Below are 15,263 nucleotides of genomic sequence, written 5' to 3' on the forward strand. Positions count from 1 at the left end.
GCGGGGCTATCCGCCGCGCGCGGCTCTCGCTTGCCCATTTTCTGGTTTGGCCTGGGGCCACAACGGCGAACTGGCCGAAAAATCCGCCTCCTCCATCGTGACCGCCTTCAGCGACCGGACCACGGCACGCGTATCCCCAGTGCGCCACTGGAAATAGTAAGACAGGTTGTGCGGCGCTGGCGTGCTCGTCAACTCCGCCAGCTTGCCCGCGCGCACAAACGGTTCCACATAGGACTGCGGGAAAAGGCTGATCCCCACGCCTGCCATCACCATCGCAATCAGGGCAGAGAGGCTGTTGCAGACCAGCGCCCTGGGGATCTCCAGCTTCTGCTGCGCCGCCCATTTCTCGATGGCCAGCGTGAGGCCCGCTTCCGCGCTGAGCATGATCACCGGATGCTCGGTGAAGTGCCGGGGCGTGAGGACGGTGCCGGAAGCCAGCCGCTGCGGCGCCGCCATCCACTTGTACGCCAGCTCGCCGACTTTCTCCTGCGACAGGTTGGGCGAGGCGCAGGGGCCGGGAATGATCGCGAAATCCAGCTCGCCGCGTTCCAGCTTGCGCTCCAGGTTGAGCGTCAGGTCTACCTGCGGCTCCAGCACCAGGTTCGGATGGAGCTCGCGCACCCGCGCGACCAGGCTCGGAAACCAGGTGGACGCTACCAGCTCGCTGATGCCGAAGCGGCAGCTCCCGCGCAGCGCGCTAGCCATGCCCAAGTCCGAGCGGATGCGGCTTTCGATGTCGAGGATCTGGGCGGCGTGTTCAAGCAGGCGCTCGCCCGCGTCGGTGATCATCGAGCGTTGCCCGGTACGGTCGAACAAGGCCTTTCCCAGGTCGTCTTCCAGCTCGGCGATGCGCTTTGACAGCGACGACTGCGTGACATTCAGCCGCGCGGCGGCGACGGAGAAACTGCCGAGTTTTGCGGCCCAGTAGAACGCTTCCAGCTGTTTCAGTGTCATGGCGATGCCTTTGCCTGGCGATGCGTTTGATGGCCCGCCAGCGCGCGGACATTCCAAAATCTCACTGGGGGCCGTGAGGATTTGTCGCTTTCTTCTCGCGCGGGACGTACGTATCGTCTGGCCATTGTCAATATTGGCTTGGAGAGGCAGAGATCATGCGGCAGGGCCTGAAAGCATTCAAGGTGCACCACACCATCAATACACTAGGCGCGTTGCTTCTGTTCGCAACCGGCATGGCGGCGACCCCGGCCAGGGCTGAGTGGCCCAACGATCATCCCATCCAGGTCTATGTCGGGTTTGCCGCCGGCGGCGGCACCGATACCATGGCGCGCACCATGGCGCCGTTCATCCAGCGCTACCTTGGCGCAAACGCGAGCCTGGTGGTGCAGAACAAGCCCGGCGCCGCCAGCGAGATCTCCAACCTCAGCCTGATGCGCTCGGTGCCGGACGGCTACACCGTTGGCGTGGTCAACCTGCCGGCCATGGCGTTCTCGCCGCTGTACAGGAAGACCAGCTTCGATCCGGCCGCGCTGCAGCTCGTCGCCCGGGTTCTTTGCGATCCGACCATCCTGGTGACGCGCAAGGACAGCCCGTACAACAACCTGAATGACGTGGTGGCGGCGTTGAAGAAGAAGCCTGCTTCGCTGTCTTTCGGTCACAACGGGGTCGGGACGAACGGGCACCTGGCGCTCTTGCAATTGCAGAACGTGGCGGGCGTGAAGGTCAACGACATCCCCTATAACGGGACGGCGCAATCCAAGACGGCTTTGTTTGGCGGGCATATCGATTTTGCGGCGGTCACCACGGGCGAGCTGCAGGATGCGAGCAAGGAGGCCGTGCCGCTGAAGATTATCGCGCAGATGGGGGAGAAGCGGGCCGCCTCGCTGCCCGATGTGCCGACGGCCCGGGAGCAAGGCTTTGACGACGTCATGCCGGCCGAGCGGGGGATTGCGGTGCCCGCGGGCGTGCCACCAGCCATCGTGGAGAAGCTGCGCGCGGCCGTCAGGGCCACTCTGAAGGATCCCGAGTACCTGAAGAAGGCCGGCAACGATGCGCCGGTGCTGGCCTATCTGCCCGGCGACGACTGGGGCCGGGAAATCGCCGCGCGCAAGCCCATGATGCGCAAGCTGGCCGACAGCATGCCCAAGGAGTGACAACCCCATGACTACCCATCCATCCTCGCGATCCTAAGTCCATGCAACGCATTACCCCGGTTCAAAAGACCGCATCCCTGCGCACCCTGCTGCAACGGGAAGCGTTCGTGGTGGCGCCCGCCGTGCACGATATCTTCAGCCTGCGGCTGGTGGAGCAGGCGGGCTACCAAAGTGCCTGCATCAGCGGCGCCATGCTGTCGTACAGCCTGCTGGGCGTCCCGGACATCGGCCTGCTCACGCTGACGGAATGTGTGGAGCACTGCCGGCGGCTGACCCGTGCCGCATCCATTCCCATCACCGCCGATGCGGACGCGGGCTATGGCAACCCGCGCGGCGTCCACTATGCCGTGGAGTTGTTCGAGGAGGCCGGTGCGGCCGGCGTGAACATCGAAGACCAGGTGGTGCCAAGGCGCTGGGGCTCGGCAGCACCCAAGGAAGTGGTGCCGCTCGGCGAGATGGTCGCCAAGATCGATGCCGCGCAGCGCGCCCGGCGCGACAGCAACTTCATGATCATTGCCCGCACGGACGCGTTTGCCTGTGAAAGCACCGAGCAGGTCATCCTCCGGGCCAGGGCGTACCAGGCGGCGGGCGCTGACATGCTGCTGCCCATTGCGCCCCGCACCGAGGACGATATCGCTCGGCTGGTGCGCGCGCTGGATATCCCGGTGACGCTGAGCGCCGGGACCGGGCTGGCACCAAGCCCGTCCGCCGCGAATGTGTCACTGGAGCGGTTGCGTGCGCTGGGCGTGCGCAGGGTTAGCCTGACTACGTTGCTGCCGGGTGCGGCGGTAGCCGGGATGCGGCGGGGCCTGGACGCCATGCGGCTGGCGGGTGGCGCCAGAGATGACGGGATGGCGGCAGCGGGCGAGGGCAGCCTTGGGGCGCTGTTCGATGCGGCGGAGCAGATCGCCTTCGAGGATGCGCTGCTGCATTAGCGCCCTCTTGTCCCGAGACGCCGCGAAGGCCGGAGCTTCCCCCGGGCGGGCGCGCCCGCGATCGCAGTAACAGCCCCAGATGCTCCTTGGCCTCTGAGATGACCTCATTTGTGAGGGGTTGGCCCTCCCGCGTCAGTAGGGGGTTGCCCCATACCCGGCTTCACGACTCGGCTACACAATCCAAGTATCTCGTTAACAGACTGTGTCGGCGCTAGTTATCGACAGACTGGATGATTATGCAGTCGCTAACCTGGTGCCGGCAGCGCCTGTTGACGCAGCGCTTCCCTCTTATATGGGGGGCGCGCTGCTCCCGCCCCGGCCAGCAAATCGTCGCAAGCCGCGATGCGGCGGGCCAATAGCGCTGACGGTTGAAGAATAAGAAGGAGGCTTCCATGAACGCCCGCGGGACATGGACCCTTGCGTGCCAGCGCCGGCGTCCGTCAGATTCGTCAGCTTACCGGCTTCTCTGCGTTTTCCTGACTTCCTCAACACTAAGTACGGCGGCGCTTGCTCAACATCCTGCCCACGTGTCTGATCCATCCCTGCTGGGGTGCTGGCGTTCCGAAAAGGGCATCGCCTATTTTTCCGATGGAACGAGCAGGGAAGGAAAGGGAAAGTGTGCGACTGAAATTAGTGAAGATCGAATAGTGTTGGAGTGCGTTGGCCGTCCAGACCGAATCGTCTATTCATACTATATCCCCTCCCCCGGCGTCTACATAGCCGAGGTTATTGAACACAAGGCCTTTCCGGAACTTGTAGGACGGAAGCGCCGTGCAGAGTATCAAATAGACGGGAATACGTTGACGATCACGACCTATCCCACGACGGATATCGCGGGTCCCCACACAATTAAATTGAAGTCATCGGCGTCCAAGGTTCCAGGTGCGAAGGTGTGTGAACCGAACTAAGGGTGCATACACTCTGGCAATTCTTCTCGTTTTGGCGAATCAATATGAAGAAGGCGCTGCCATGATCGACGCTGTGGCATCCGATTCCCGCGCGGCATTGACCGTTTTTACCTCCGCGCCATAGCGCTGTGCCTGCGGGCTGCGCACTGGGGCTAACGATTTCATGCGAGACGGCGTTGGCGTTGAACCATTCTTTTACGTCTGCCTATTGAGGACCGAGCTTGAGATTTTGTGCAATACGTGTGAACTTCGCGTGCTCGGACTTCAGGAAGGCTTGAGCTTGGGCCACCGTCATGGGTTCCAATGTCCGTTGAAGGTTGGTTTCAACGCGAAGGCGGTTCTCGGGACTGACGAGCCACGCATTCATGGCTTCGTTCAGGCGTGTCACCAAGGGGGCGGGGGTGTCGGGTGGGGCTAGCACTGCAGCCCATTGACTGTGCTCGAAATCAGAAAGGTGTTTGCTCTCTGCAAGTGCGGGCACGTCGGGCAAGGACGGATTGCGCCGTTTGCTGGCCACGCCGATGGGTTTGAATCGCCCCGTCTTGATCATTCCCAATGTAGGGCCGCCCATGGGAATGAAGGTCAGGTCGATTTGCGCGCCAGCGATGTCATTCGTCACCGGCGCCGCGCCTTTATAGGGAACCTCCAGGAGTTGAATGCCTGTTCTGGCTTGAAAGTCCGCACCGACCAGGTGGGGCGCCGAGCCGGGCCCCCAATGCGCAATCGAGAGCTTGCGATTGGCCGGGTTCTTCGTATAGGCAATGACTTCGTCGACGTTTTTGAACGACAGGGCGGGGCTCGAGACAAGGATGAAGTCAGACATGCCCGTCAAGCCAAGAAGCTTGAAGCTGTCGGGTCGATACTTGGCGGACGCGACGCTAAGCGGCGCCACAAGGAAGTCAATGCCTGTGGTGCCCAACAGCGTATAGCCGTCGCTCGGACTCCGGAGCACGTTCATCGCGCATATGGATCCGCTTGCCCCTGGCAAGTTATCCGCAAGAACGTTCTGCCCGAGATTCTTCTGCAAGACCACCGCCGCAGCGCGAATCGAGGCGTCCGCGGGCCCCCCAGCCGGAAATGCGACCTTGATGACGATTGGCTTGTTGGGGTAACGGGTTTCTGCCAGGAGAAGGGATGGGTACCACAGGGCCGGCACAGATCCAAATGCGGCTCGCAGCAGGCGTCGGCGCGTCCATTGAATGGCCATAGTCTTGTCTCCTCATAGTCGGTATGCGACTATGTTAGCAGCGTTAACTTTGGGGTGCCAAGGACTAATTTTGAACGCCTGTTACCGATCGTTCTGGTTCAGATGGCTTCGGCGGCGCTACGCCGCAATGTGTTTGCGCGAAGCGGGTAGCTGTTCGATGATCCGTTGGAGATGCTCCGGCCCGCTCATCACGGCGCTGAGGAACAGGGTGATTGAGAACTCAATCATCTGCTCCACTTGGACCGGCAGATCTGATCTCGGTACGCGGTCCGACAGGATTAGTGTGGCGAGCCCATGTTCCGTGCTCCAGGCTGCATGGGTGACAAGCGTGAGAGATCGTTTCGGCCAGCCACTGTCGATCGCGACTCTCTCGACAGATGACGCGAACAGGCTGAAGGACTTCATGTTTTGTTCGGTCAGCTCCGGATATGAATCGCGCGCAACCAGGCGTGGCCCGATCATCAAGTCGAACAGTCCCTTGTGGCGTTTGGCGAATTCCACGTAGGTTCGCATCATCCGGTATGCCGTGGACATTGGCGTGTCATCTGACGCCAGGATCTCCATGCGCAAGGCGGCCAACTCGCGAAATCCGTCCGCGGCAATGGCGGCCAGCAGTCCTTCCTTGCCTGCAAAGTGTCGGGAGGGGGCGGCCTCGGAGACGCCCACAGCACGCGCCAGGTATCGGAGGCTCAATTCCCGCGCACCGATTTCCTCGAGCGCGCGACGTCCCTCGGCAATCAGTGCATTGCGCAGGTTGCCATGGTGGTAAGGCGCGGCGGCGGGGGCAGGCGATTTGGCAGTCACGATGTCGACAGGGTCTGGTCAGTCGGAAGGGCAGATTATAGGCGTGGCCTGCGCGCAATAACGTAGAGGATTCCGGCGCGGCCGGCTGTGCGCTCGAGACGGCGCAGAAAGTAAAGCGGTAGGGTACTCACTCGCTACATCCGTCAATCGACCCGGGAATACCCTGATAGCGGCTCATGTTAACACTGTTAATATTGGTTGCACGTGGCGACGATCTGCGTTTGCGACGTCTTCATCGAACTGATCTCGTGAGCAACATGCCGGCACAATCCGGCCTTCCATTCAGGACAAAAAATGAGCACTGTCGTGTTTGAAAAGGATGGCGCAGTTGGCGTCGTCACAATGGCGAAGCCGCCCCACAACCTGATCGAAGACACCTTCCTGAAGGCTCTTCTGAGTGCTTACACCAATGCGGTGGAACAAGGCTGTCGGTCCATCCTGCTGCGCAGCGAGATGCGCCACTTTTGCGCCGGCGCGGACGTAGCCGGCTTTGCCGGGGGGGGGCGGCGACGCGACCAGGCCGGATTCGATGCCTTGCTCGACGCACTCGAGAACGTGCCTATTCCCACCGTCGCAGCGGTGCACGGGGGGGCACTCGGCGGCGGTGTCGAACTCGCGCTGACCTGCGACATGATCGTGGCCGCGGACACGGCATTCTTCGGCATGGCCGAGGCATCCCTTGGCCTGCTGCCGCTGCTCGGGGGTGTCCAGCGTGTTGTCCAGCGCGTCGGTCCCGCGCGTGCCAAGGAGATGGCCATGTTCGGCCGGCGGCACGACCCCGCAGTGCTTGAGCGCTGGGGTGTCATCAACCTTGTGACGGCCGAAGCCGACCTGCCTGCGGTATCGATGTCATGGGCGCGCCAGTTGGCGGCCGGTCCGACCGTGGCACTCAAGGGCATCAAGCAGCTGGCCAACTACTCGGCGCGCAGCGGTATCGCCGGGGCCGATGCCCATCAGACCGAGATCAGTAACATGATGTGGGCCAGCGCCGACCAGAAGCGCGGTCTTCAGGCTTTTGCGAAATCCGGTCCCGGCTCGGCCGTCTTCGAGGGGAACTGATCATGGGCGCTCCACTGGATGGACTGAAGGTTATTGACTTCACACGGGTTCTTGCTGGCCCGCTTTGCACCAAGACGTTGCGCGACCTGGGCGCCGAAGTGATCAAGATTGAGCCGCCCGGCGGCGATACCGGCCGTGGTGGCGTGCCGCACATCGGCACGATGTCCGTGTACTACGCGCAGCAGAATGCGGGTAAGCGCAATCTGAGTCTCGACCTGAACTGGCCAGAGGCTCGCGAGATCGTGACCGATCTGTGCCGCGAAGCCGATATCATTGTCGAGAACTTCCGACCCGGTACGCTCACGCGCTTTGGCCTCGGATATGAGCAGGTGCGAGAGTTCAATCCGACCGTCGTTTATGTTTCGATGAGCGGGTATGGGCAAACTGGTCCATGGAAGAATCGCCCCGCCTTTGCGCCGACGGTGCAGGCCGAGACCGGCCTGACGGACATTCTGCGCGAGCACTATGGATTTGAAGCCGACGCATTGCGCAACGATGCGTGCAGCCACGCCGACGTTTATACGGGGCTGCACGGTGCGATCGCTGTCCTGGCGGCATTGCAGCATCGAAATCGGACTGGCGAAGGGCAGCATGTCGACGTGTCGATGGCGGCCACCATGCTCGCCGTCAATGAGCGCGCCGGTGCACAGCTCTCGGGGGTCGACACCAACGGCGAGCCCCCCGCGCTAAGCGCACCGGAGTCCCACATCTTCCCGCTTCCCGGCGGGCGTCAGGTGACGATCGCGGCAAGCCCGATCTACTCACCCATGTTCCTTCGCTATTGCTCGATGATGCGCCGGACCGACCTGCTGCTGGATCCGCGTTTTGCCAGCGCGCCGCTACGCAGGCAGAACCTGGAGGCGCTGCTTGCAGAGGTCAGGGCGTGGATCCTCACGTTCAACGACCTCGACGAACTGCAGGCACAGGTCAGCGAGCAAGGACTTGCCATTGGCGTTGTGCGCTCCACGAGCGAACTTGCGGAGTCGGAGTGGGCGCAGCACTGGGGCGCAATCGTGGAGGTTGACGACCGCACCGGAGGGACAATGCGGATGCCCGGCCCGCCGTGGCGCTTCAGCACGGCAACGCTGCCGGCTCCGGGCATTCCGGCATTCCAGGGCGAGCACAACATTGAGCTGCTGAGCGAGCGCAACATGGAGCCGGCGAAGATCCAGTCGCTGCGGGAGCGCCGGATCCTGCTGAGCCGGAAGAGCCTGCGCGGGGACTTTGATGAAGCTTGATCATACGCACGACCCTGCCGCGCGAAGCTGGCTGGAATCGGCGAACCAGGACGGCACGCCGTTCCCGCTGCAGAACCTGCCGTTTGCCGTCTTTCGCCGGCTGGGCACTGGCGAGGCATTCCGGGGTGGCGTCGCGCTCGGTGACCAGGTGATCGACCTCGCCGCGCTGGTGCAAGGCGGGACCCTGTCCGGCCTCGCCGAACAGGCTGCCCGCGCGTGCATGCAATCCACGCTCAATGACTTCTTAGCCATGGGGCCAGGTGCGTGGCGTGCGTTGCGTCATGCACTTTTTGAGTGCTTTGACGCGCGCGTGAAGGTCGGAATCGACTTGCTCAGGCGGTCGCTGGTGCCGCAGGCAGAGGTCGAATATGGCTTGCCCGCGCAGATCGGCGACTACACGGATTTCTATACATCCATTGATCACGCGCGCAACATCGTCAAGTTGTTGCGGCCGGACGGCATCCTGTCGCCAAACTTCCAATGGATGCCGGTAGCCTATCACGGTCGCGTGTCGAGCATTGGCACATCGGGACAGACGGTTCGAAGGCCGTTCGGCCAACGCGTGGTGGTAGGTGAAGGCCCCGTGCTGGGACCCAGCGCCCGACTCGACTATGAACTGGAACTGGGCATCTTCATCGGGGTGGGCAACGAGCAGGGCAAGCGCATTCCCGTCGACAAGGCCGATGAGCACGTGTTTGGGCTATGCCTGCTCAACGATTGGTCGGCGCGCGACATTCAGTCCTGGGAATCGGCCCCGTTAGGGCCATTTCTCGCCAAGAACTTCGCCACGACGCTTTCCCCGTGGATTGTCACGATGGATGCGCTCGCTCCGTTTCGCGTTGCGTGGGAGAGGCCATCCGGCGACCCGTCGCCGCTCCCGTACCTGACTTCATCGGACACGCTGGAAAGCGGTGCGATCGATATTCAGCTCGGGGTTGCGCTGGAAACGAAGAGCCATCGCCTCAGCGATGTTCCTCCCACGCCCGTTTCACGAACAAGCTTTCGTCACCAGTATTGGACCGTCGCGCAGATGGTTGCCCATCACACCGTAGGGGGGTGCAACTTGAGAAGCGGTGACCTGCTGGGCAGTGGAACCATTTCGGGTCCGTCGCCCGCAGAGGCAGGCGCGCTCATCGAACTGACCAAAGCGGGGCGTGCGCCCATCCAGTTACGCACCGGAGAGACCCGGTCTTTTCTCGAAGATGGCGATGTCGTGGTGATGACGGGTTGGTGCGAGCGGCCGGGATACGCGCGGATCGGCTTCGGTGAGAACCGCGGTGAGGTCCTTCCGGCCAAGTGGGAGTGAGCGCGCCAGCACGCGCGCTGCCGATCGGAGCCATAGATATCAATTGAGGCGGCACCCAGCCTGGGACGCCTCACAAGGAGACATTGTCATGAACTCGTCGTTCGAAGCGGATGCGCCAGCGGCCGGAGTCGACGCTGATTCCGCATTGCGCAACGCGTATAGGTCGTCCGAATGGCGTATCTTGCCGATCCTGTTCGCTCTATGGATGTTGGCGTGGGTGGACCGGGCGAACGTAGCATTCGCGAAGTTGCAGATGCTGCCGGACCTGGGCTTCAGCGAGACCGTCTATGGATTTGGTGCGGGGTTGTTCTTCCTCGGTTATGTGGTAATGGGCGTGCCGAGTTCGATGATCCAGAGTCGCGTCGGCGCACGGGCAACGATCTCGGCGATTGCTCTCGGTTGGGGAGTAACCAGTGTCGCCATGATGTTTGTCAAATCCACCTCCATGTTCTACGCACTACGGTTCTTGCTTGGCGCTTTCGAGGCGGGGTTTTATCCGGGTGTCATTCTTTACCTGAACCAGTGGTTCCCCACGCAGCGACGCACGCGGAACTTCAGCATCTTTCATTCTGCGGCGATCTGCTCGACGGTTGCCGTCGGGCTGACCGGCGGCTTTGTGCTTGACCACATGACCGGACTTTGGGGCCTTGCCGGGTGGCGATGGATGTTCCTTGTGCAGGCTGTTCCGACGATACTGCTTTCCGGCGTGGTGTTCGCCATCCTTCCCGATGGCCCGGATGCCGCACGTTGGCTATCAGTAGAGCAGAGGCGCCTTATCCGGATGGACCTGGAGCGCGACCGTAAGCGGTTTATCTCTCCGGCTACGAGATCGACGTCATTGCTGAGCAATCCGGTCACCTGGGTACTCGCGGCAACCTATTTCGGGATCTTGACGTCCAATGCCGCACTGAGCTTCTTTACACCGACAATCCTGAGCGAGGCCGGCTTCGGTGGGTACGGCGCGATCGGCAACGTGATCGCTGCGATTTGCGTACTCGGCGCCGTCGGCAACATAGCATTCTCGTCTTTCGTTAGCCGATATCAGGACATCCGTCTGGCTTGCGTGATTGCGTCGGCCGTCAGCGTCTCCAGCATCGTGGTGCTGGCGCTCGTCTGGCACGACAACCGTGTCGCGACGTTCACCACACTGGTTCTCGCCTTGGCGGGCACAGGTGCCGGAATCTCTCTGTTCTGGCAGATCCCGGTGCGCTTCATGGACAGCAAGGCCGCGACACTGGGCGTGCCGCTCATCAGTTCGATTGCCAATGTCGCAGGGTTTCTGACGCCGTGGTTGATCGGCTACGTGCGCGATATCTCCGGCACCTATGCCAGTGGTTTCTTCTCCGCTGCGGGTGTCCAGGCGTTGGCAGCGGCCATCCTCCTGGTTGGCGTACCACTCCTGGTTCGCAGGCAGCAATCGGCCGTGCGCATGTCAGAGTCGGAGCCCGCGTGAGCGCCAGCAGACGCGAGTGGCTTGGCGAGTGGTTCGAACAGTGAATTTCAATCAACAGGAATAGCCTCAAATGGGTGCACTCAAACACATCCGCGTGCTGGATCTCACGCGTGTTCTTGCCGGGCCTTGGTGTGCCCAGACGCTCGCCGACTTTGGGGCCGATGTCATCAAGATTGAGCGCCCGAACGTTGGGGACGACACGCGCCACTGGGGGCCGCCGTACCTCAAGACACCGGACGGGGAAGAGACACGCGAGGCCGCCTACTACCTCGCTGCCAACCGGAACAAGCGATCGGTGACGGTCGACATTGCCACACCGGAGGGGCAAGCGATCGTGCGCCAACTCGCGGCCCGGAGCGATGTCATTCTGGAGAACTACAAGGTCGGCCAGTTGGAGAAGTATGGGCTCGACTACGCGTCACTGAAGGCAATCAAGCCAGACCTCATCTATTGCTCCATTACCGGTTTCGGGCAGACCGGGCCATATGCCTCGCGAGCCGGCTACGATTTCATCGTTCAGGGTTTGGGCGGCTTCATGAGCGTCACGGGTGAACACGATGGCCGCCCGGGCGGGGGACCCCAGAAGGCGGGAGTTGCGATTGCAGATCTGATGACGGGCATGTACGCGACTGCTGCAGTGCTCGCGGCGTTGGCACACCGTGATCGTACGGGGGAGGGACAGTACATCGACCTTGCGCTGCTGGATGTGCAGGTGGCGATGCTGGCCAATGTGAGTGCGAGCTTCCTGACGAGCGGCACTGCGCCGAAGCGTTGGGGCAATGCGCACGCGACGATCGTCCCCTACCAGGCGTTCGAGGCGAGCGATGGCTGGATCATTGTTGCTGTTGGAAACGACGGCCAGTATAGGAAGTTTGTTCAGGCCGGCAGCAGGGGCGAGCTGGCGGATGACGTACGTTTCTCGACCAACCCGGCGCGCGTGCTCAACCGGGACACGCTTGTGCCGCTCCTGGCAGAAATGGTTCGCACGCGCGGCAAGCATCAGTGGATTGCGCTGCTGGAAGAAGAGGGCGTGCCATGTGGTCCCATCAATGATCTGGCGGAAGTGTTCGAGAACGAGCAGGTGAGGGCGCGAGGCCTGAAGGTGGAGACCGGGCATCCGCTCGGCGGTACCGTTCACCTGGTGCGGAACCCGGTCAGAATGAGCGTTACGCCGCCTGAGACGGTTTTGCATCCGCCGATGCTTGGCGAGCATACGGAAAGCGTTCTGAAGACTGTGCTTGGCTACGACGATCACGTCATTGAGCGTTTGCGCGGGCAATCAGTAGTTTGATGAAGTGTTTCGGAGAGCATGTCGATCCTTCTCGGTTGAGCGAAGGAGTACCGGCTGCAAGGAGCGCATGTGAAAATCGATCCTCGCGTACTTGATACGGATACGATCTATAGGATTCTCAAGGGCGTCGTGGTTCCTCGACCCATAGGCTGGATCTCCAGCGTGGCGGGAGACGGCACAGCGAATCTTGCGCCATTTTCATTCTTTACAGTGGTGTCGAGGAATCCTCCGATCGTCAGCATTTCGATTCTTTCCAAGGGCGACCAGAATTCCAAGGATACTCTCCGTAACATACTCAGTACGGAGGCATTCGTCGTCCATGTCGTATCACTGGAACTTGTTGAGAAGATGCATCTGACTGCGGTCGATCATCCACCCGAAGTCGACGAGTTCGAAGTTGCGAACCTTGGAAAGGAGCCTGGAGAGCTCGTGAGCGTACCGCGCGTTGCAGGCGCGCGAGTTGCGATGGAGTGCGTATTCGACCGAGTCATCCGAGTGGGTGATGTTGGCGATCAGGTGATTTTTGGGAAGATTGTCCGCTTCCATATCGACGATGACGTCTGGCGCGATCGCGGCGGGATTGACATCGCCGCCATGAAGCCGGTCGGGCGGCTCGCCGTGGACTATTGCACTGTTGATAGCCGCTTTGGGGTGCCGGTGCCCGAACACATCCGCAAGAGCGCTGACGATGCGCCGCGCGGCTGAGTGAACCAGGAATTTTCGGGTGGCACAGAGCGCTCGTCGCTGCGTGCGCCTGGCAGACAAACCTATGACCTTTATCGAACCATCCCGGGACATCGACTTCCCGCTCGAAGGCGTGCGCGTGCTCGATCTCTCGCGCGTGTTCGCCGGTCCGCTGTGCGGCCAGGTGCTTGCTGACTTTGGTGCCGAGGTGGTCAAGGTCGAACACCCGGGGCGCGGCGACGACACGCGCGACTGGGGCATGCGCATCGGCAAGACCGAGACGACCTACTACAACAGCATGAACCGCAACAAGCGGTCCATCACGGTGGACCTGCAAAGCCCGGAAGGCGTACAGATCATCCATGACTTGCTGCCGCAATTCGATGTGGTGATCCACAACTTCAAGACTGGCGGCGCCGAAAAGCTGGGTCTGGGCTACGAGCGGCTCAAGGCCTTCAGGCCCGACCTCATCTACTGCGCAGTGGCCGGCTATGACAGCAGCGGCCCCGAGGCCACGCGCCCCGGCTACGACCTGGTTATCCAGGGCGAAGCGGGGCTGATGGCCCTGAACGGCGAGGCCGGGCAGCCGCCGCTCAAGTTCGGCGTGGCCGTGGTCGACATGATGACCGGCATGTACGCGGCGCAAGCCGTGCTGGCCGCGCTGTTTCGCCGCGAACGCACAGGTCGCGGCAGGCTCATCGAGATGGCGCTTTACGACTGCGGCATCATGGTCACCGGCTACTACGGATTGGATGCGATGCTTCTCGGGCATGATCCCGCGCGCTATGGCAACGCCCATCCCTCCATCGTTCCCTATGGCATGTTCGAGGCCGCCGACGGTCCGCTAATCATCGCCGTGGGCAATAACGCCCAGTTCGACAAGTTCTGCCGCCAAGTCATCCAGCGCCCCGATATCGTCGAGGACCCCCGCTTTGCGACCGGTGTGGAGCGTACCAGGAACCGGCTTACGTTGACGCCACTGCTTACGGGGCTGATTCGCAGCTTTGCGCGCGACCTGCTGCTCCAGCGCATGACGGCCTGCGGCATTCCGTGTGGCAAGGTGGCCGGCCTGCACGAGGCGCTGACCAGTGAGCGCACGCGCCTGGGCGGCCTGCTGCGCGACATGCCGCACCCGGTGTCGAACAGTACGCCGGTGTTCGCGCCGCCTTACCGCCTTGACGGCCAGCGTCTGCCTATCCGTAACGCGCCGCCCACGTTGGGAGAGGGTACGCGCGACGTGCTGCGCCGGCTGCTTTCGATGAGCGACGAACGGCTGCAGGAGCTGTGCGCCAAGGGCGTGCTCACGCTGCCGGAAGCGCCGCCCCAGGGCTGAATCCGCTTGAACAATCCGGTCAAGCAGTCCCACGAGCGCAAGCCGGAGGGCGATCCGGGACGATGGTGGCAAGGCCATTGTCAAAGCGGACCGTCAGATGAGACATGGGCATCCTTTGTCGGGGATGTGGAAGCTAGTGTCCCGTTCCGTTGTGAGCGGATCTATATTTTTGTAGGATGTTGGTATCGACGAATGGGAGATGCCAACATGCCAATGGGACGACCGAAGCTGGGATCTGGTGTTGAGGGAAGACGAGCGGTCTCAACTTGCATCGATGGTGCGTTTGCGGAGGTATCCCGGCGTCGCTCTTTAGGGCGGGGTTTTGATGCTTCTAGCTGCTGTCGCGGCTGTACGGTGTTGGCCGTGTTGGAACGTGTGAGATGTCACTTTTCTTTACTCGTAAAGAAAAGTAACCAAAAGAAAGCGATCCTTGCAGGAGGCCGGCTTATTGGGGTTACGTAGCCCGGTGGTTTCGTCGTTAGGCCCCGGGTTTTAATTGACTCGTGCCGTTACCGGTTTGAATGGCCACGATCCTGTTAATGACGCTGGTTTTGTGGTGAGGCCCCCGGTAGCAGCATCCCTGCCAATTCACCCATCTGCCGGTACCGGCGCAAAGCGCCACTATATATCACATCGCGATGGTTTCGTGGTGGGGTGGGCGCGGTGGTGAATCCCTCAAAACTATTCTGGCGGTGCCACCGCGCCCACGACGAAAACGGGACGCATGCAACTTCGTGGCCGCTCGCACCGCGAGCGACAGACGGCTTGAAATTCGTGGTGGTGGCTACCGGTGGGGGCCACCACGAAACCCTGGGCATTGGCAGCGTCGTGATGATCTAAGCTGGTAACGGCACGAGTCCATTAGCACCCAGGGCCGTACGACGAAACCATTGGGATTCCCAATGACGCCACGCCAGCCTCCTGCAAGGATCGCTTT

12 protein-coding genes are annotated in these 15,263 nt (G+C 61.8%); 9 read left to right on the forward strand and 3 right to left on the reverse strand.

Annotated features, from left to right (window positions below; translation table 11 throughout):
* Positions 1-6: 6 nt before the first annotated feature.
* The gene (locus ACYP5B_RS39335; RefSeq protein WP_459573222.1) at positions 7-954 is read right to left on the reverse strand and encodes a LysR family transcriptional regulator; all 948 of its coding nucleotides are present in this window, start codon (positions 952-954) and stop codon (positions 7-9) included.
* Between the two features lie 155 nt (positions 955-1,109).
* On the opposite strand from ACYP5B_RS39335, the gene ACYP5B_RS39340 reads away from it, so the two are divergent.
* Both ACYP5B_RS39340 and ACYP5B_RS39345 read left to right on the forward strand, forming a co-directional pair.
* The gene (locus ACYP5B_RS39340) at positions 1,110-2,108 is read left to right on the forward strand and encodes a tripartite tricarboxylate transporter substrate binding protein (RefSeq protein ID WP_459573223.1); all 999 of its coding nucleotides are present in this window, start codon (positions 1,110-1,112) and stop codon (positions 2,106-2,108) included.
* Between the two features lie 41 nt (positions 2,109-2,149).
* Positions 2,150-3,043 (forward strand): isocitrate lyase/PEP mutase family protein, encoded by an 894-nt coding sequence (locus ACYP5B_RS39345; RefSeq protein WP_459573224.1) that lies wholly within the window; start codon positions 2,150-2,152, stop codon positions 3,041-3,043.
* Positions 3,044-4,156: 1,113 nt separating this feature from the next.
* Here ACYP5B_RS39345 and ACYP5B_RS39350 read toward each other — a convergent pair.
* Both ACYP5B_RS39350 and ACYP5B_RS39355 read right to left on the reverse strand, forming a co-directional pair.
* Positions 4,157-5,158, reverse strand: coding sequence for a tripartite tricarboxylate transporter substrate binding protein (locus ACYP5B_RS39350; RefSeq protein ID WP_459573225.1), 1,002 nt, complete (start codon positions 5,156-5,158; stop codon positions 4,157-4,159).
* A 117-nt stretch (positions 5,159-5,275) separates the two neighbouring features.
* On the reverse strand, positions 5,276-5,962 hold the full coding sequence (locus ACYP5B_RS39355; RefSeq protein ID WP_459573226.1) for a TetR/AcrR family transcriptional regulator: 687 nt from the start codon (positions 5,960-5,962) through the stop codon (positions 5,276-5,278).
* A gap of 294 nt (positions 5,963-6,256) precedes the next feature.
* On the opposite strand from ACYP5B_RS39355, the gene ACYP5B_RS39360 reads away from it, so the two are divergent.
* The 7 genes from ACYP5B_RS39360 (at position 6,257) to ACYP5B_RS39390 (ending at position 14,326) form a co-directional block, all read left to right on the forward strand.
* Complete coding sequence (locus ACYP5B_RS39360) at positions 6,257-7,021, forward strand: enoyl-CoA hydratase/isomerase family protein (protein ID WP_459573227.1); 765 nt, start codon at positions 6,257-6,259, stop codon at positions 7,019-7,021.
* Between the two features lie 2 nt (positions 7,022-7,023).
* The gene (locus ACYP5B_RS39365) at positions 7,024-8,259 is read left to right on the forward strand and encodes a CaiB/BaiF CoA transferase family protein (RefSeq protein WP_318233150.1); all 1,236 of its coding nucleotides are present in this window, start codon (positions 7,024-7,026) and stop codon (positions 8,257-8,259) included.
* Positions 8,249-9,565, forward strand: a complete 1,317-nt coding sequence (gene fahA, locus ACYP5B_RS39370; RefSeq protein WP_459573229.1) for a fumarylacetoacetase — start codon at positions 8,249-8,251, stop codon at positions 9,563-9,565. Before ACYP5B_RS39365 ends, fahA begins: the two co-directional genes overlap by 11 nt.
* An 88-nt stretch (positions 9,566-9,653) precedes the next feature.
* On the forward strand, positions 9,654-11,018 hold the full coding sequence (locus ACYP5B_RS39375) for an MFS transporter (RefSeq protein ID WP_459573230.1): 1,365 nt from the start codon (positions 9,654-9,656) through the stop codon (positions 11,016-11,018).
* Positions 11,019-11,088: 70 nt separating this feature from the next.
* The gene (locus tag ACYP5B_RS39380; protein ID WP_459573231.1) at positions 11,089-12,309 is read left to right on the forward strand and encodes a CaiB/BaiF CoA transferase family protein; all 1,221 of its coding nucleotides are present in this window, start codon (positions 11,089-11,091) and stop codon (positions 12,307-12,309) included.
* Positions 12,310-12,378: 69 nt separating this feature from the next.
* Positions 12,379-13,014 carry a flavin reductase family protein gene (locus ACYP5B_RS39385; protein WP_318233154.1) on the forward strand — a complete coding sequence of 212 codons (636 nt, stop codon included), beginning with the start codon at positions 12,379-12,381 and terminating at the stop codon, positions 13,012-13,014.
* A gap of 64 nt (positions 13,015-13,078) precedes the next feature.
* Positions 13,079-14,326 carry a CaiB/BaiF CoA transferase family protein gene (locus tag ACYP5B_RS39390; protein ID WP_400096410.1) on the forward strand — a complete coding sequence of 416 codons (1,248 nt, stop codon included), beginning with the start codon at positions 13,079-13,081 and terminating at the stop codon, positions 14,324-14,326.
* The last annotated feature ends 937 nt before the right edge of the window (positions 14,327-15,263 follow it).

The sequence above is a fragment of the Cupriavidus sp. 8B genome, assembly GCF_054589115.1.